The 17,504-nt window shown below is 64.4% G+C and carries 13 protein-coding genes; 8 read left to right on the top strand and 5 right to left on the bottom strand.

Annotation, left to right across the window (positions count from 1 at the left end; all coding sequences use genetic code 11):
• From EOA24_RS06815 to EOA24_RS06800, 4 genes are all read left to right on the top strand, one after another.
• Positions 1-2,439: heavy metal translocating P-type ATPase (locus tag EOA24_RS06815; protein ID WP_127409679.1), on the top strand; the 2,439-nt coding region annotated here is incomplete at its 5' end.
• 43 nt (positions 2,440-2,482) lie between these two features.
• Complete coding sequence (locus EOA24_RS06810) at positions 2,483-2,872, top strand: DUF305 domain-containing protein (protein ID WP_127249402.1); 390 nt, start codon at positions 2,483-2,485, stop codon at positions 2,870-2,872.
• 89 nt (positions 2,873-2,961) lie between these two features.
• Entirely contained in the window at positions 2,962-3,807 is an 846-nt protein-coding gene (locus EOA24_RS06805; RefSeq protein ID WP_127409678.1) for an aldo/keto reductase, read from the top strand.
• Positions 3,808-3,850: 43 nt separating this feature from the next.
• A complete protein-coding gene (locus EOA24_RS06800) occupies positions 3,851-4,660 on the top strand; it encodes an MBL fold metallo-hydrolase (protein WP_127257682.1) in 810 nt (269 codons plus the stop codon).
• 105 nt (positions 4,661-4,765) lie between these two features.
• Here the strand turns inward: EOA24_RS06800 and EOA24_RS06795 are convergent, their stop codons facing one another.
• Positions 4,766-5,356 (bottom strand): TetR/AcrR family transcriptional regulator, encoded by a 591-nt coding sequence (locus EOA24_RS06795; RefSeq protein ID WP_127249405.1) that lies wholly within the window; start codon positions 5,354-5,356, stop codon positions 4,766-4,768.
• 152 nt (positions 5,357-5,508) lie between these two features.
• Here EOA24_RS06795 and EOA24_RS06790 point away from each other — a divergent pair, with 152 nt between their 5' ends.
• Positions 5,509-6,414 carry a DUF3313 domain-containing protein gene (locus EOA24_RS06790; protein WP_127409677.1) on the top strand — a complete coding sequence of 302 codons (906 nt, stop codon included), beginning with the start codon at positions 5,509-5,511 and terminating at the stop codon, positions 6,412-6,414.
• Positions 6,407-7,075: an isoprenylcysteine carboxylmethyltransferase family protein gene (locus EOA24_RS06785; protein ID WP_127409676.1), complete on the top strand. Its 669-nt coding sequence runs from the start codon at positions 6,407-6,409 to the stop codon at positions 7,073-7,075. The genes EOA24_RS06790 and EOA24_RS06785 overlap by 8 nt, the downstream gene beginning before the upstream one ends.
• On the opposite strand, the gene mutS is transcribed toward EOA24_RS06785, so the two are convergent.
• Positions 7,076-9,814, bottom strand: coding sequence for a DNA mismatch repair protein MutS (mutS, locus tag EOA24_RS06780; RefSeq protein ID WP_127257313.1), 2,739 nt, complete (start codon positions 9,812-9,814; stop codon positions 7,076-7,078).
• 167 nt (positions 9,815-9,981) lie between these two features.
• Between mutS and EOA24_RS06775 the strand changes: the two genes are divergently transcribed.
• Complete coding sequence (locus EOA24_RS06775; protein WP_127257310.1) at positions 9,982-11,166, top strand: glycosyltransferase; 1,185 nt, start codon at positions 9,982-9,984, stop codon at positions 11,164-11,166.
• A 137-nt stretch (positions 11,167-11,303) separates the two neighbouring features.
• Positions 11,304-13,583: an NADP-dependent malic enzyme gene (locus tag EOA24_RS06770; RefSeq protein ID WP_127303043.1), complete on the top strand. Its 2,280-nt coding sequence runs from the start codon at positions 11,304-11,306 to the stop codon at positions 13,581-13,583.
• A gap of 91 nt (positions 13,584-13,674) precedes the next feature.
• Here the strand turns inward: EOA24_RS06770 and EOA24_RS06765 are convergent, their stop codons facing one another.
• From EOA24_RS06765 to EOA24_RS06755, 3 genes are all read right to left on the bottom strand, one after another.
• Positions 13,675-14,805: a porin gene (locus EOA24_RS06765; RefSeq protein WP_127256652.1), complete on the bottom strand. Its 1,131-nt coding sequence runs from the start codon at positions 14,803-14,805 to the stop codon at positions 13,675-13,677.
• Positions 14,806-15,170: 365 nt separating this feature from the next.
• Entirely contained in the window at positions 15,171-15,785 is a 615-nt protein-coding gene (locus EOA24_RS06760) for an antitoxin Xre/MbcA/ParS toxin-binding domain-containing protein (protein WP_348633067.1), read from the bottom strand.
• Positions 15,786-16,152: 367 nt separating this feature from the next.
• Complete coding sequence (locus EOA24_RS06755; RefSeq protein ID WP_126079739.1) at positions 16,153-17,145, bottom strand: adenosine kinase; 993 nt, start codon at positions 17,143-17,145, stop codon at positions 16,153-16,155.
• Positions 17,146-17,504 lie beyond the last annotated feature (359 nt).

Raw genomic sequence — 17,504 nt, 5'->3', positions numbered from 1 at the left:
GCGTCCGCGGCCGAAGCTGTGATTCGCGATCCTGTTTGCGGCATGACGGTCGATCCGGCGGCCGGCAAGCCGACGGCCGAGCACGGCGGACGAACCTTTCATTTCTGCAGCGAGCGCTGCCGCATGAAATTCGTAGCCGAGCCGGAGAGCTACCTGACGGCCACCGATCCTGTCTGCGGCATGAGCGTCGACCGCGCCAGCGCCAGGCACTTTGTGCGTCATGATGGCAAGGGCTTCTATTTCTGCTCCGCCGCTTGCCAAGGCAAGTTCGAGGCGGAGCCGGCAAAATACCTCGCCGGCCGGCCCGAGCCGCAGCCGATGCCGAAGGGCACGCAGTACACCTGCCCGATGCACCCTGAAATCATCCGCGACAAGCCCGGCTCCTGCCCGATCTGCGGCATGGCGCTGGAGCCGATGGGCGTGCCGACCGGCGATGAAGGCCCAAATCCCGAGCTGGTCGATTTCACGCGCCGGTTCTGGGTCAGCGCGGCGCTTTCCGCTCCTCTCCTGATCTTCGCCATGGCGCCGATGCTGGGCCTCAGCTTCGAAAGTCTCATCGACGGCCGGACGAAGACATGGGCAGAGCTGGCGCTGGCGAGCCCGGTGGTGCTTTGGGCGGCGTTTCCGTTCTTCCACCGCGGCTGGGAATCGGTTGTCAACCGCAGCCCCAATATGTGGACGCTGATTTCGCTGGGCGTGGGCGCTGCCTATCTCTACAGCGTGGTCGCCGCCCTGTTTCCGGACATCTTCCCGCATCAGTTCCGCGGCCATGACGGCGCCGTGCCGGTCTATTTCGAAGCCGCTGCCGTCATCGTCGCGCTTGTCTTCCTCGGCCAGCTGCTGGAACTCAGGGCCCGCGAGCGCACCGGCTCGGCCATTCGCGCGCTCCTCGACCTTGCCCCGAAGACGGCGCGTCTGATCGGCGCCGACGGTTCCGAGAAGGATGTGCCGCTCGACAGCGTGCAGACGGGCGACCGGCTGCGCATTCGTCCGGGCGACGCCGTTCCGGTCGACGGCACCGTGCTGGAAGGCCGCTCGGCGATCGACGAATCGATGATCACGGGCGAGCCGCTGCCGGTCGAAAAGACGGAAGGCTCCGCGCTTACCGGCGGCACGCTGAACAAGAACGGCTCGCTGGTCATGCGCGCTGAGAAGGTCGGCGCCGAGACCACGCTGTCGCGCATCGTCGAGATGGTCGCCAAGGCGCAGCGCTCGCGCGCCCCGATCCAGGGGCTGGCCGACCGCGTGTCCTTCTATTTCGTGCCGGCCGTGGTGCTGGTCGCCATCATCGCCTTCGTCGCCTGGGCACTCCTCGGCCCAGAGCCCAGCCTGATCTTCGCCATCGTCTCGGCTGTGTCGGTGCTGATCATCGCCTGTCCCTGCGCGCTCGGTCTGGCGACGCCGATGTCGATCATGACGGCGACCGGACGCGGCGCGCATGCCGGCGTGCTGATCAAGGAAGCGGCGGCGCTGGAGCGTTTCGCCTCGGTCGACACGCTGATCGTCGACAAGACCGGCACGCTGACCGAAGGCAAGCCGCGGCTTACCGATGTCGTCGCGTCCGAGGGCATCGATGAGAACGAATTGTTGGGCCTCGCCGCCGCGCTCGAAAAGGGTTCGGAGCATCCGCTGGCCGAGGCGATCGTCGAGGGCGCCGCCGCGCGCGGCCTGAAGCTGGCCGAAGCCGTCGAGTTCGAGGCCGTCACCGGCAAGGGCGTCTCGGGCACGGTTTCCGGCAGGAAGGTCGCGCTCGGCAATGCGGCGATGATGGCGGACCTCGGCGTCGAAACGCCGGCGGCCAATGCCGAGGCGATGCAGGCCGAAGGCAAGACGGCCATGTTCGTGGCCGTCGACGGCGGCTTCGCCGGCATCGTCGCAGTGGCCGATCCCGTGAAGGCAACGACGGCCGAGGCGATCAAGGCCCTGCACGATAGGGGTCTGAGGATCATCATGGCAACCGGCGACAACGAGCGCACGGCAAAAGCGATCGCCGGCAAGCTCGGCATCGACGAGGTCCGCGCCGGCCTGCTGCCGGATGAGAAGGGCACGCTGGTCGAGCAACTGCGTGCGAGGGGCGCTGGCGTGGCCATGGCCGGAGACGGCGTCAACGATGCGCCGGCGCTGGCCGGCGCCGATGTCGGCATCGCCATGGGCACCGGCGCCGATGTCGCGGTCGAAAGCGCCGGCATCACGCTGGTCAAGGGTGACCTCAACGGCATCGTCAGGGCGCGCACGCTGGCCCAGGCGACGATCCGCAACATCCGCCAGAATCTGTTTTTCGCCTTCCTCTACAACGTGCTCGGAGTGCCGGTCGCGGCCGGCGTGCTCTATCCGCTCACCGGCACGCTTCTGTCGCCGATGATAGCGGCGGCGGCGATGAGCCTGTCGTCGGTGTCGGTCATTACCAATGCTTTGCGGCTGAGGACGTTGAAACTCTGAACGAAGCTCCCAGATACGAACCTCAACCACAAGGAGACCTTGAATGACCCTGGCCAAGAAAATCGTGCTGCTGTTGATGGCGGCGGGAATGCTGCTTGCCGTCTTCCTCGAAAGCGTGCCGGCCTCGTCGGAGGAGATGAAGCACGACATGTCCAAGATGGCGATGGGCGCCCAGAGCCCGGCAACGGCGGGCTATGAGGCGGCGATGAAGAAGATGCACAAGGACATGGCGATCAAATACACCGGCAATGCCGATGTCGATTTCGTCCGCGGCATGATCCCGCATCATCAGGGCGCCATCGACATGGCCAAGGTGGTGATCGCCAACGGCAAGGATCCGGAAATCCGCAAGCTCGCCGAAGGCGTGGTCAAGGCGCAGGAAGCCGAGATCAAGGAAATGAAAGACTGGCTCGCCAAGCACCCGGCGAAGTAGCCGCTACCGGGAAATCTAGGCGGCCAGACGGCTTTGGTCTGGATTTCCGGTTTTGGCTATGCTGCCATCTGGCCACGCGGAGGAAGCCCATGCCGTCAACAGTCAGGACCCTCAAGCTGCCGTCCGGTGAGGCCGTTCCGGTGCTGGGCCAGGGCACCTGGAAGATGGGCGAGGACCGCCGCCGCCGCGCCGACGAGGTGACGGCGCTGAAGCTCGGGCTGGACCTCGGTATCCCACTGATCGATACCGCTGAAATGTATGCCAGCGGTGGCGCCGAGGAGGTGGTGGCGGAGGCGATCGCCGGGCGCCGCGACGAGACTTTTCTGGTTTCCAAGGTGCTGCCGACCAATGCGTCGCGCGCCGGCGTGAAGCGAGCCTGCGAGAACAGCCTGAAGCGGCTTTCCACCGACCGGATCGATCTCTATCTGCTGCATTGGCCAGGCAGCGTGCCGCTATCCGAAACCGTCGAGGCCTTCGAAACCTTGAAGAGGGAAGGCAAGATCCGCCACTGGGGCGTCAGCAATTTCGACACCGAGGAGATGGAAGACCTTGTCGGTCTGCCGTCCGGCGGCAATGTCCAGACCAATCAGGTGCTCTATAACCTGTCGCGGCGCGGCCCCGAATTCGATCTGGCGCCATGGTGTGCGGAGCGAGGCATCCCGCTGATGGCCTATTCGCCGGTGGAGCAGGGTGCGCTCGCCCGGAATGCTCGGCTCGAAGCCGTAGCTTCGCGCCACAACGCCACCGCGGCGCAGATCGCGCTCGCCTGGGTGATGGCGCGGCCGGGCGTCATCGCCATCCCCAAGGCCGGCCGCCAGGAGCATGTCCGCCAGAACGCCGCCGCGCTCGACATCAAGCTGACGCCCAAGGATTTCGCTGAACTCGACCGCGCCTTCCCGCCGCCAACGCGCAAGCGCGGCTTGGAGATGATCTAGCCACAACTTCGATCCGGATTTGCAAATGAGCCGGGAGCAGGCATTGGAACGAATTTCAGCCGGACCGCATCACACGGCCTATAAAATCGGCGACTTGACCGTCACCTCGTTGCGCGACGGTTATGTCGACATGCCGGTCCGGCGGCTGCATAAGCCGGGAGGCGAGCCCTTCGGCAACGATCTCCCCCCGCAGGTGCCGCTCTTCGACGGCGCGCTCAGATTGTCGGTCAATGCCTTTGCCGTCGACGACGGCCGCGAAATTACGCTGATCGACACGGGCTCCTCGAACGCCTGGCACCCCACGATGGGCTTTCTTCCGCAGGCGCTGAGCGAGGCGAGGATCGCCGTCGACCGGATACGAACGGTTGCGTTCACCCACACGCATCTCGACCATATCCACGGGCTTGTCCTTGCCGATGGTCGCGACGGTTTCCCGCGGTTCTCCCGCCTACTTGTCCCTCGAGCAGAGCTCGACATGTTCCGGTCGGTAGCGAGGTTGAGCCGCTTCCATGAGCGAGCGGAACCTTTGGACCCTGGACAGCAGCTGAGCGCGAATATCGAGGCCGTCGCCGCTCCCGGCCATGAAATCGGTCACACCGGCTTTCGTGTCACGCGCGGCGGTGAAACATTGCTGGTCTGGGGCGACCTCGTGCATGTGCCGTCGCTTCAGTTCGAGCGCCCGGAGGTCGCATGGGAGTTCGACGCCGACCATGACCAGGCGCGGGCAACCCGGTTGCGCATTTTGGCGCTTGCCGCCGACAATGCCTGGTGCGTTGCCGGAGCGCATCTCGATTCACCGGGCGTCGGCAGGATTTCGCGAGACGAAACAGGCTTCCGCTTCGAACCTCTGTAGGAACGCCACATCCTGGCCGCTTGCTCAAGCCGCATCCGCAATCGCCGATCGGTACAATGAGTCAACACCGCTTGTGTTCTTTTGCGGTCCCTCGAGCGGCTGGACTTATCGAATCTCGGTTTTCAGCCTTTCAAAGGCATCCCGGACATATCCTTCCAGCGGATGCCTGGCGTGTTGCTGCTGCCATGTCTCCACCGCTAGGCGCAACGCGACGACCGTCACCAAGGCGACCAGTCGCAGACTGTCGCGGGCCTGGTCCGGCCGCAACTCGCACAACCCTTCGAAAATGGCTTGCTCAAGCTGCAGGTAGCCCGTGTGCCTGCGCGAGCGCAGCGTCTTGCTCTCCCGCATGATCTTGGCCGTCGCCATCATTTGCGACCCCTGGAAGCTGCCGATGATATTGAGCAATGCATCGCGGGCGATGTCGATCGCCGTTCCCGTGGGTGGCTCCGCAAGGATCGATGCTTTGACCACGCTCGCGTGGTTGCCCAGGGATGCAAACAGCACCTCGTCCTTGCTTTTGAAATAGTGGAAGAACGTCCGGCGCGAGATGCCGGCGGCGGCAGCTATCTCGTCAAGCGTGGTCGCGTCATAGCCATTGGCCAGGAAAGCCTTCAGGCCGGCGTCGGCGATGCGGCGGGATGTTTCCCGTCGCTTCCGCTCGCGCAGGCCTTCTGGTTTTGGCGCATCGTTCATGGAGCGCTCCTGCCATGACCGCTCCCCGGATGCGACAGGAAATTTGGCGCATGTTCAAGTCCCGTCTTCACACCTCGCCATAATGGCGCCATCAATTTATTGCACTGAGTGCAATTATTGACGCTCCCCAACACGCCCCGCCGGGCCCATCCATGCAGAGGCATCCATGGCAGCTTGCTTGCGTTCCCGGCCTGGCCGATCGGCAGGCATGCCGCGCCGACCACCGCATAATCTGGCCGTTTGTGCTGGTCTTGAGCATGCTCGCGGTCGGCTGCGCGTCCGCGCCGCTGGATCAGGTAGGCTCGCTGCAATCCTATGACGAGCTGAAGCCGTCGGACGGTTGGTTGGCCCGCTCGCTGATGCGGGTGAGCAAGGACGACGTGCTCGCGGCAAGAACCGTTCGGATCATTCCGACGGGCTTTTCACCGCCCGCCGCCGGAAAATCGACATTGACGCCGGCGCAGCGCGGCCTGATCACGAATGCCGTCGACAGGACCCTCTGCTCAGGCCTCAGCCAGCGCTTTCAAGTGGTCGCCCTGACCGAGCCGGCCGACCTGACGGTCCACGTCATGGTAACGCATGCGACGCCGACGAATGCGCTGGCGGTCGGTGTTTCGAAAGTCGCGTCCACCGCGGTTTCCGTCGCGCTGCCCGAAATGCACATTCCGGTTCCGCGCCTGCCGATCGGATTGGGCAACCTGTCGCTTGAAGCTGAAGCGGTTGACGTCAACGGCAAGCAGGCGGCGGCCATGATCTGGGGACGCGGCGCGAACGCCCTGCTGGATTCGGGCCGGGTCGCCCGCGAGGGCGACGCCTACGATCTGGCGGCGAAGTTCGGCCACGATTTCAGCAAGCTCCTGGTCACCGCCAAGACGCCCTTCGGCACGCTGCCGTCGCTGCCAACCAGGGCGGAGATGCGCGCCATGGTCGGCAGGGAGCCGAAATACCCTGCCTGCAAGGCATTCGGCAGACCGCCCGGACTGGTCGGCTTCGTCGGCGATCGGATGGGGCTGCCGCCGGCCTGGACCGACAAGGGAGCCGCGGTGCGCAATGATTGAGGCGATGACGCAAATGCAGAAGAAGTCACCGATGCCGCTTGCCGCGGCGGTTTTTCAACAGGGCAGAAGGATTCGTTTCCTTTGGCTGGCTGCTCCCGTCGTCCTGGCGCCGGCCCTGCTTGCGGAAAGTGGCTGGCCGCAAGGCAGTACCTTTCGCGAAATGCTGGAATTTGCAGGTACCGTGCTGATCCTCGTCTGCATCGGTGGTCGCTGCTGGGCGTCCCTGTATGTCGGCGGACGCAAGAACCGTGAGCTCGTCACGACCGGCCCCTATGCGTATACGCGCAACCCGCTCTATTTCTTCTCGGCCCTTGGGTTGGCAGGCGTCGGGCTGACATTCGGGTCGCTGATCCTTTCGGCGTTTCTCTTTGTCTTCACCTGCCTGGTCTTCTCCTATGTCGCGACGCGCGAAGTCGTCGCGCTGGATGCTATTTTTGGCGATGCCTATCGGCGGTATCGTCGCAGCGTGCCGGCCTTCTTTCCCCGTCTGCGGCGCGATGACGTCGACGTCTTGGGCTCGTCTCCCGTCACGTTCGACTCGGTGGCGCTGAAGCGGACCGCCATCGACGGCTCCTACTTCCTTGCGGCGATACTCGCGGTCGAATTGTTCGGCTGGCTCCAGTCGGCAGGGCTGGTGACGCCGATGTTCCGATTGTTTTGATTACCGGCTCGCCAGCCCCTTCAGCCGGTAGAGCGCCTCCAGCGCCTCGCGCGGCGTCATCTCGTCGGGATTGATTGCGCCCAGCGCTTCGCCCAGCGCATCGCTCTTGACCGGCTTCGGCGCTTCGCGCTTCACCGCCACCGAAAACAGCGGCAAATCATCGACCAGCCGGTTTGTCTTGCCCGAAACCTCGCCCTCTTCCAGCTGATGCAGGACTTCCCTGGCCCGGGCGACGACCGCCTCCGGCAGGCCGGCCAGCCGCGCCACCTGCACGCCGTAGGAGCGATCGGCCGCGCCTTTGCCGACCTCGTGCAGGAAGACGACGTCGCCTTCCCATTCCTTGACCCGCATGGTGACGTTGTGGAGCCGGGGGAGCTTGCCCGCCAGCGCCGTCATCTCGTGGAAATGCGTGGCGAAAATCGCCCGGCAGCGGTTCTTTTCGTGCAGGTATTCAACCGCCGCCCAGGCGATCGACAACCCATCGAAGGTGGCTGTGCCGCGGCCGATCTCGTCCAGGATCACCAGCGCCCGCTCGCCCGCCTGATTGAGGATCGCCGCCGTCTCGACCATCTCGACCATGAAGGTCGAGCGGCCGCGCGCCAGGTCGTCCGAGGCGCCGACGCGTGAGAACAGGCGGTCGACGACGCCGATATGGGCGCTTTGCGCCGGCACGAAGGAGCCGGTCTGGGCCAGAATGGCGATCAGTGCGTTTTGCCTGAGGAATGTCGATTTACCGCCCATATTGGGGCCGGTGAGCAGCCAGATGGCGCCGGCCCTGGCGCCGCTTTCGGGCGAGAGGTCGCAATCATTGGCGACGAACGGCCCTTCGCCGGAACGCCTGAGCGCCTGCTCGACCACCGGGTGGCGCCCGCCGACAATTTCGAAAGCGAGGCCGGCATCGACTACCGGCCGGCACCAGCCCTCGCTTTCGGAAAGAAGCGCCAACGCCGCCGACACGTCCAGAGCGGCAAGCGCCTCGGCGCCGGCGCGGATGCTGTCCGCTTCAGCCACCACTTCCGCCGTCAGCCGGTCGAAGGCGGCGAGCTCGATGCTCAGCGCCCGGTCGGCGGCGTTGGCGATCTTTGATTCCAACTCCGCCAGCTCCGTCGTGGTGAAGCGCATGGCATTGGCCATGGTCTGGCGGTGGATGAAGCGCGCCTTGGCCGCGTCGCTGCCGGTCATGATCGAGTGGTGGTTGGCCGTCACTTCGATGTAATAGCCGAGCACATTGTTATGCCGGATCTTCAGCGAGCGGATGCCGGTTTCCTCAATGAGCGAGCGCTCCAGCCCGGCGATCACTTTTCGCGATTCGTCGCGCAGCGCCCGCATCTCGTCGAGCTCGGCGTGATAGCCGGTACGCACGAAGCCGCCGTCGCGCCTGATCAGCGGCAGCTCGTCGTCGAGCGCTTCGCTGAGGTGGCGGGCAAGCGCCTCGGGCAGGGCCTTGATCGCGGCCAGCGCCGCGGCGAGCTCGGCGGGCAGCGCGGTTGCCGCGAACAATTCGGCGATCGTTCTCGCAGCCTCGAAGCCGGCGCGCAGCGCCCCCAGATCGCGCGGCCCGCCGCGGTTGAGCGCCAGCCTGGACAGCGCCCTCGGCATGTCGGCGACGCTTTTCAGGCTCGCCCGCAGGCTCTGGCAGAGCCGCACTTCGGAGCGGAAGAAGGAGACCGAATCCAACCTTGCCGCGATTGCGGCCGGGTCGGTCAGCGGCGCCATCAGCCGATCGGCGAGCAATCTCGCCCCGCCGCCGGTCACGGTGCGGTCGATCGCCTTGAACAGCGAGCCGTCGCGGCTGCCGGAGAGCGTGCGCAGCAGTTCCAGGTTGGCGCGGGTCGCCGGGTCGATGAACAGCGTCGAGCCCTGCTCCTCGCGCTCGGGCCGCGACAGCGGCGGGCGTTCGGCTTTTTGCGTCTTTTCGACATAGGCGATGGCGCCCGAAATCGCCGACAATTCGGCGCGCGAGAACGTGCCAAAACCGTCCGGCGTCGCGACCTCGAAGAAGCGCGCGATGCGGCCCGTGGCCGAGGCCGAATCGAACAACGACGGCGGCTGCGGATTGGCGACCCGGCCAAGCACATCGAAGACCGGCCTGAGCTCCGGATCGTGGAAAACCGGCTCGGCGACGATCAATTCGCGCGGGTCGACGCGAAAGATGTCGGCAAGCAGCCGCTCGGTGCTCGTCTCGGCAACGCGGAACGCGCCGGTCGAAATGTCGATCCAGGCCAGCGCAAAGCTCGCCTGGCTGGCAGCGGCGCCGCCAGCCTTGACGCGGCCGAGCGCCATCAGGAAACTCGATTCCGAGGGCGCGAGCAGCTTGTCCTCGGTGATGGTGCCGGGCGTGACCAGCCGCACCACGTCCCGGCGCACCACCGATTTTGAGCCGCGTTTCTTGGCTTCCGCCGGATCCTCGATCTGCTCGCAGACGGCGACGCGAAAACCCTGCGCGATCAGCTTTTGCAGATAGTCGTCCGCCGCATGCACCGGTACGCCGCACATCGGAATGTCGTGGCCCTGGTGCTTGCCGCGCTTGGTCAAAACGATGCCGAGGGCCTGGCTCGCCTTCTCCGCGTCGTCGAAGAACAGCTCGTAGAAATCGCCCATGCGGTAGAACAAAAGCGAGTCAGGGTTCGCCGCCTTGATCTCGATATACTGCTCCATCATCGGCGTGACGCCCCCGGTGGCGGGCGCAGGCGTCGTCGTCTCCTGGGCGTCGTTGTCTGTCGGCATGTGCATGTTCATGCCGGGACGCTAGCAGAAGTGGCAGCCCGGTTTAATGCCGGCGGCGCGAAAAGCAGGGGAAGACTGGGCGGTTGCGCCATCGGCAGGAACAGGGTGCGCAAGGCATGTTGCCTCACGAGGTCGGCCGACATATGGATCGTCCGGGCCCATGAGAACATGGTGGGGCGATGAAGCAGGACGGACACGAGACGTTCGAGGAGATGGTCGGCCCCGCCGGCTCGCTCGGCCGCATTCGGCTTCTTGCCGCTAACCGAGCCAACCGAACCAGAACCAAAATCAAGGCGTGGACGCGGATACGGCTGCCCTTCATCCTTCCGGCGCGCGGGCCGATTTCGGGCCTCGATGGCGGCATCGAGATGCCTCTCCACATCTTCAGTCGCGATCCGTTGATCCTCTATGTACCTGTCGGCGGCAGGCGCCCTCTCTACGCGCTCGCCGCCTTCTGCCGACGCCTTGCGCCACGGCGCGCCACCTTCCTTCTGATGCCGAACTGGACGCTGGAACGGCCTGCCGTCGTCGAGCAGATACGCAAGGATCTCGCCTGGTTCGCCAAGGTTTGCCCCAAGCACGAGCTGATCTTTCTCTGCAACACAGAGGAAGAGCGACGCCTGATTGCAGGCGTTGGCGGCAATGCAATCTTCTCCAATCACAATCTGATGATCTCGGAAGACGTCTTCCGGCCGCTGCCGGACGTGCCGGTCAAGTACGATGCCGTCTACAATGGCCGCATCTCGCACACCAAGCGGCACTATCTCGCCTTCGAGATCGAAAGACTGGTCCATGTGACGTCCTCGATCGGCGAATTGCCGCCGGCCGGCGACCGCGCCTTCATCCGCCGCCTGCAGGCGCAATCGCCCCTTCACAGCATCGCCAATCCGCTTGTCGATGGCCTGCCCGGCAGGCTGACCTCCGCCGAGGTCAACCGCGTCTACAACCAGGCTGCGGTCGGGCTCTGCCTGTCGGCGGTGGAAGGGGCGATGTATTCCAGCATGGAGTATCTGCTGGCCGGGTTGCCGATCGTCTCGACACCGAGCATCGGCGGCCGCGACGTCTATTTCGATCCGGACTACTGCATCATCGCCGAGCCGGAGCCGGCCGCGATCCGTCGCGCGGTCGAGCGGCTGCGCGACCGCGCCATACCGCGGGAGGAGATTCGCGGCCGCACGCTTGAAAGGGTAAGGGCGGAACGGTTGGACCTGATGGCCTATCTCTCGGCGCTTAAGCAACGCATGGGATGCGATGATCCGCCCTTCTCCGAATGGCCGTTCGCCGGCACCTCCGGGCTAACGCGCTGGGCTCCGGTGCGCGAGCACCTGCGCGACATTGCCGCGATCCCATCGGGCAGGATTTGACTGTCGCTGCTACCGCGGAGGAACGCCGTCACTTGATCGCTTGGCGGTTTACAGCGGCTGAGTATGGCCTTAAGCGGTAGTTCAAAAGAATGCGCTCGCCTCAAGAGCGCGAATAGGTGAGGAAAACGTCAGGCATCATGGCCAGGAAAACCGAAAGCAGCGGCCCCTCCGTCAGTCCCGAGGAGGCGCTGGAATTCCACGCCATGGGGCGGCCCGGCAAGCTCGAGATCGTCGCCACCAAGCCGATGGCGACGCAGCGCGATCTGAGCCTCGCCTATTCGCCGGGCGTCGCCGTTCCCGTGCGCGCCATCGCCGAGGATCCGAGCCGCGCCTTCGACTACACGACGCGCGGCAACATGGTCGCCGTCATCTCCAACGGCACCGCCATCCTCGGCCTCGGCAACCTCGGCGCGCTGGCCTCCAAGCCGGTGATGGAAGGCAAGTCCGTGCTGTTCAAGCGCTTCGCCGATGTCGACTCGATCGACCTCGAAGTCGATACCGAGGATGCCGACGAGTTCGTCAACTGCGTGCGCTTCCTCGGGCCTTCCTTCGGCGGCATCAATCTCGAGGACATCAAGGCGCCGGAGTGCTTCATCATCGAGCAGCGGCTGCGCGAATTGATGGATATCCCGGTCTTCCACGACGACCAGCACGGCACGGCAATCATCTCGTCCGCCGGGCTGATCAACGCGCTGGAGATCACCGGCCGCGACATGAAGACCACCAAGCTGGTCTGCAACGGCGCGGGCGCGGCCGGCATCGCCTGCATCGAACTGATGAAGGCGATGGGCTTCGCGCCGGAAAATGTCATCCTGTGCGACACCAAGGGCGTCGTCTATCAGGGCCGCACCGAAGGCATGAACCAGTGGAAGTCGGCGCATGCGGTCAAGACCGAGGCGCGAAGCCTTGCCGAGGCGCTGGACGGCGCCGACGTCTTCCTCGGCCTGTCTGCCAAGGGCGCGCTGACCACCGCCATGGTGCAGTCGATGGCGAAGAACCCGATCATCTTCGCCATGGCCAATCCCGATCCGGAGATCACGCCCGAGGAAGTGGCCGAGATCCGCACCGACGCCATCATGGCGACCGGCCGCTCGGACTACCCCAACCAGGTCAACAATGTGCTGGGCTTCCCCTATATCTTCCGGGGCGCGCTGGATGTGCGCGCCACCACCATCAACGACGCGATGAAGATCGCGGCGGCCAGGGCGCTGGCCGAGCTGGCGCGCCAGGACGTGCCGGACGATGTCGCCGCCGCCTATCAGGGCAACCGGCCGAAATTCGGCCCCAACTACATCATCCCGGTGCCGTTTGATCCGCGCCTGATCTCGGCGATTCCGCTGGCGGTGGCCAAGGCCGCGATGGAATCGGGCGTCGCCCGCAAGCCGATCCTCGATCTCGACCGCTACGCGCAGGAACTGTCCGCCCGCCGCGACCCGATCGCCTCGACCCTGCAGCGCATCTACGACCGCGTGCGCCGCCAGCCCAAGCGCATCGTCTTCGCCGAAGGCGAGGAGGAGCAGGTGATGCGCGCCGCCGTCTCCTATGTGAACCAGAAGCTCGGCACGGCGATCCTGCTCGGCCGTGACGACGTCATCAAGGACAATGCCCGCAATGCCGGCATCGACTTGAACAAGCAGGGCATCGAGATCATCAATGCCAGGCTGTCGCGCCGCAACGGCATCTACACCGACTATCTGTACGAACGCATGCAGCGGAAAGGCTTCCTGTTCCGCGACTGCCAGCGCCTGATCAACAACGACCGCAATCATTTCGCCGCCTGCATGGTGGCGCTGGGCGATGCCGACGGCATCGTCACCGGCGTTACCCGCAACTATTCCACCGCGCTCGACGATGTGCGCCGCATCATCGACGCCAAGCCCGGCCACCGCGTGATCGGCGTATCGATCGTGCTCGCCCGCGGCAGGACGGTGCTGGTCGCCGACACCGCCGTCCACGACATGCCGAACGCCGAGCAGATCGCCGACATCGCCGAGGAGGCGGCAGGTTTTGCCCGCCGCATGGGCTACGAGCCGAGGATTGCCATGCTCGCCTATTCCACCTTCGGCCATCCGCAGGGCGAGCGCTCCGAACGCGTGCAGGAGGCGGTGCGCATCCTCGACAAGCGCCGCGTCGATTTCGAGTATGACGGCGAGATGGCGGCGGACGTGGCGCTGAACCCGCGCTCCATGGCGCAATATCCGTTCATCAGGCTCACCGGCCCGGCCAATGTGCTGATTATGCCGGCATTCCATTCCGCCTCGATCTCGACCAAGATGCTGCAAGAACTCGGCGGCTCGACCGTCATCGGCCCTCTGCTGGTCGGCTTGAACAAGCCGGTCCAGATCGTCTCGCTGAACGCCAAGGACTCGGACATCGTCAACATGGCGGCGATCGCGGCCTATACGGCGGGGAATTGACGGGCCGGCGCGTCAAAGGCCCTGCTTGGGATCAAACAAAAGGGCCCGCGGCGATGCCACGGGCCCTTTCCGTATGAGGTGGTAGGGTCGATCAGAACGAGCGCTGGAAGCGGACGATGCCGCCGACGCTGTTTTTCTTGTCGGCCTTGGTCCAGTTGAAATCGTCGGCGTCGCCGAACTTGCCGTCGTGGACATAGTCAACTTCGGTCGTGATCGTGAAGCCGGGAACGATCGTATAGGCTATGTTTGCCGCGACGGCGGCGTTCTTGGCATCATCAGCCGAGACCTGAAGGTTGAAGGCAGTCTTTTCGTTGAACTTGTAGGTGCCGCCGCCCCAGACAGCCCAGTTGCCGCCCCACGGCTTGTAGAAGCCGCGGCCTCGACCTGGGATCGCGTAGGCCGGATCGTTGAGATTGTCGTCGGTACCATAGCCGCCCATGATGAACAGCGACAGCTCTTTGCTGACATTGACATCCAGGCGGACCTTGCCGGCCACTTCCTCGTAGTTGCTGTCATAAGCGACGACGCCGGTGATCGCACCCCAGTCGCCCTTGTACTTCAAGCCGCCGACCACATGGGGAACATAGCTGTCGATCGTGCCGGAAATGCCCGTGGAGCCCGTAGTGTCCGATCCTTCTTCGAGCGAAATCACGCCCGTGATGCCGCTGCCGGCGTCGAAATAGTAGCTGACAACGTTGGTATCTTTCTGGCCGTAATGGATCAGCGTGTCCTGAATGACGTTGCCGGCGTAGCCGATAAACGCGTCATACGGCGATTCATCCTTACCGACTCGCAGTCCGCCGAGCTGGATCCAGGCGAAGCTCAGCGAAACACTCGTGGCGCCGCCGTTCGGAAAGTTGAATTTGGTCTCGGTGTAGGTCTTCAACGTGCCAAGCTCGGTTTCCTGGCCGGTCCAGGTCTTCAGGTTGAAGCGGGCGTTCTTCTTCCAAGTGTCCTGGGCGTCGCCGTCCTCATGGTCGGTGGCCGTGCGGCCATCGAACGAGCCGACATCGCCCACGCCGGCGTCATAGCGGACGTAGCCGCCGACGCGCAGGCAGGTCTCGGTGCCGGGGATATAGAAGTAGCCGGCGCCATAGACGTCGCAGATCTTCACATATTCGGCCGGTTCTGGCTCGGCAACGGTCACCGCGTCGGCGGCGCGGGCGCCCGAAACTGCGATCAGGGCCGCAGCGGAGCCGAGAAGAAGGCTCTTGATGTTCATTTTCTTTAATCTCCAGTCAAAGGTTCAAGACAGGCCTGACATGCCGTTCGGCGTTTGCCACCCCCGTCCCCATCGTTGAAAAAGTACGCGCATCGGCGCCGCTTCTTCGCTCTGGACATGACTTAATCGCTCGTCACGTACAACAGAGATTGCGTCGGAAAAGCATTTTTTTCAATCTTATAAAGATCTTGTTGCCCAAATATCACGTCATATATTTGTAAAATTGGGACAACTTGCACACTTTATACAATCGAAACACTAAGAAATCCCGAGAACGTGCCAAATGTGCCAATTATTACATCTATATCACACTTAATTGCCCGGCTAATTATGTCGCAGGTTGCGCGGAAACCTTGCCGAACCGCTCAGGACACGGTGCGCGCGGCGCGGACCACGTCCGCGACCATGTCTTCCCTCAACATCTCTATAGGGACGCGGCCATTAAGCTCGGGCGCGGGGCGGGTCAGCCAGAACCAGGCAAGCCTCGGATTGGCGATCGCCGACAGCACGTCGCTTATGCCCAGGACCGGCCTGCCGTCGACGAACTGGGCCAGTGGGAAGACATGTTTGCGGCCGCCCTTGCGCAGCGCGACGACCTCGCCGCGCCTTTGCCAGCGATGCAGCGTCGAGCGCGGGATCCGGAGCTTCTCTTCCAAATAGGTCGAGCCGGCGACTTCGCCTGCCCAATCCTCAAGCAGCATCGATTGAAGACCGGCCGCGCGTTCCGCGATATTCTGAAGCCGTCCCGCCCCCGGCGGCGCGCGCCCGGAAGCCTGATCGGATACCATCGGATTTCCGCTTGCAATTCTGTCGGGCACCGTCCGGAAGAACTCGGAGATGAGCGCGGTCCAATCGGCCTTCAAGGAATCGATTGCATGGCGCTGCGCCGGCGGCAGGAAGGGCAGGGCAGCCGCCACGCTGCCGGAGAGCACACTGGCTGAAACCAGGGCCTGTGCGTCCAGCAGGACACCATGCTGCATCAATGTCTGCTGTACGGCTTCGGTCACTAGGCCAGCCAACGTCTCTTGCGAAATCCCCTCGGACGGGGTCTGAAGTCTGGTCATGCGTTCGTCTTGTGGCCCGCGCTCCTCCCCAGGCGCCGGCGGCTGCTGAAATTCTATCGCGGAAAGCACAGATTGCGGCGGCAATGGACGCCGCGGCCCGGCAGGTTGCTGGCTTGCATCTTCACACCCCTGGTCTGGCGTGCCGAAATGTCAGTCGCGGAACGCTCTATCTTTGCGTGTAGGAGCGGTCTGTGACAGGGGCGCGACAGACGGGCCGGTTCCGAGCCTGTCCGCGATGACGCAACGGTACGGCGTTCTTATGCAATTTGCCTCGCCGCGCCGTTTAGAGCAGCCCTGCCTGCTCGGCCTCGCGGCGGAGATTCTGGCGCGGGCGCGGGCCGATCTGCTGGATCACCAGCCCGGCGGCCAGCGAGCCGAGGTCGCCGCAATCCTTGAGGCTGCGTCCGGTCGTGTAGCCATAAAGGAAGCCGGCGGCATAGAGGTCGCCGGCGCCGGTCGTATCGACCAGTTCCTTGATCTTCGTCGCCTCGATGGTGACGGTCTCGTCGCCCCGCACGATCACCGAGCCTTTCTCGGAACGGGTGACGGCAGCTATCTTGCAGTCCTTGCGGATGGCGTCGAGCGCCTCCTCGAAGGAAGCGGTCTGGTAGAGCGACTTGATCTCGTGGCTGTTGGCAAAGACGATGTCCACGGTACCCGAGCGCATCAACTCGAGGAACTCGTCGCGGTAGCGGTCGACGCAAAAGGAATCCGACAGCGTCATCGACACTTCGCGGCCCGCGGCATGCGCCAGCTTCGCCGTCTGGCGGATGGCCTCCTTGGCGCGCGGCGGATCCCACAGATAGCCCTCGAAATAGGTCACCCTGGCGCCGGACGCCTTGTCGGCCTCGACATCCTCGGGCCCAAGCTCGACGCAGGCGCCGAGATAGGTGTTCATCGAACGCTCGCCGTCCGGCGTGACGAAGATCATTGAGCGTGCGGTCGGCGGCTCGCCCGCGAGCGGCCTGGTGTCGAAGGCCACGCCCTGGGCGTGGATGTCGTGCGTGTAGATTTCGCCCAGCGCGTCGTTCGACACCTTGCCGAAGAAGGCGGCCCGTCCGCCGAGGCTGGCGACACCGGCCGCCGTGTTGCCGGCGCTGCCGCCTGAAGCCTCGATCGCCGGCCCCATGCGGCTGTAGAGCAGTTCGGCGCGCCTGGCGTCGATAAGGTTCATCGCGCCCTTGATGATGCCGTTGGTCTCGAGAAAAGCCTCGTCGCATTGCGCGATGATGTCGACAATGGCATTGCCGATGCAAAGCACGTCATATTCCGGCATCAAAATCTCCGCCAAGAACCCACCCGGCTATCTGGCATGCCGGCCGGGCGCGGGTCTAGCGAGTTGCCGCTGCTTTGCCTACCCCGAAAATCGCCATCGCCTTCCATGACGCCGAACTCGCCGCCGATTGTTCACCGGCTGCGGCAGCGTTCGCATCGAACTGGCTCATATCGGCCGCCGCCCTCGCCGCTATGGTTTCACAGCGATCGAAACATTTCCGCGCCGCTATCGGCTAGAAGCGGATTGTTTCCGCAGACGGAAGGCGCAGAAATGTCCGAAAAGACCGAAATGCCCACCGACCTCGCGCTGCTCGGCGCTCTGGCGGTGCTGTGGGGCGCTTCCTACACCTTCATCAAGAT

It is taken from the genome of Mesorhizobium sp. M2A.F.Ca.ET.039.01.1.1 (assembly GCF_003998035.1).
Lineage (GTDB): Bacteria > Pseudomonadota > Alphaproteobacteria > Rhizobiales > Rhizobiaceae > Mesorhizobium.
This window is presented reverse-complemented; position numbering and strand designations above follow the sequence as displayed.

Bases quoted from the DNA above. Each gene is read 5' to 3' on its own strand.
- EOA24_RS06810 (WP_127249402.1), top strand. From the start codon at position 2,483: ATGACCCTGGCCAAGAAAATCGTGCTGCTGTTGATGGCGGCGGGAATG.
- EOA24_RS06805 (WP_127409678.1), top strand. From the start codon at position 2,962: ATGCCGTCAACAGTCAGGACCCTCAAGCTGCCGTCCGGTGAGGCCGTT.
- EOA24_RS06795 (WP_127249405.1), bottom strand. From the start codon at position 5,356: ATGAACGATGCGCCAAAACCAGAAGGCCTGCGCGAGCGGAAGCGACGG.
- EOA24_RS06790 (WP_127409677.1), top strand. From the start codon at position 5,509: ATGCAGAGGCATCCATGGCAGCTTGCTTGCGTTCCCGGCCTGGCCGAT.
- EOA24_RS06785 (WP_127409676.1), top strand. From the start codon at position 6,407: ATGATTGAGGCGATGACGCAAATGCAGAAGAAGTCACCGATGCCGCTT.
- mutS (WP_127257313.1), bottom strand. From the start codon at position 9,814: ATGAACATGCACATGCCGACAGACAACGACGCCCAGGAGACGACGACG.
- EOA24_RS06775 (WP_127257310.1), top strand. From the start codon at position 9,982: ATGAAGCAGGACGGACACGAGACGTTCGAGGAGATGGTCGGCCCCGCC.
- EOA24_RS06770 (WP_127303043.1), top strand. From the start codon at position 11,304: ATGGCCAGGAAAACCGAAAGCAGCGGCCCCTCCGTCAGTCCCGAGGAG.
- EOA24_RS06765 (WP_127256652.1), bottom strand. From the start codon at position 14,805: ATGAACATCAAGAGCCTTCTTCTCGGCTCCGCTGCGGCCCTGATCGCA.
- EOA24_RS06760 (WP_348633067.1), bottom strand. From the start codon at position 15,785: ATGCAGCATGGTGTCCTGCTGGACGCACAGGCCCTGGTTTCAGCCAGT.
- EOA24_RS06755 (WP_126079739.1), bottom strand. From the start codon at position 17,145: ATGCCGGAATATGACGTGCTTTGCATCGGCAATGCCATTGTCGACATC.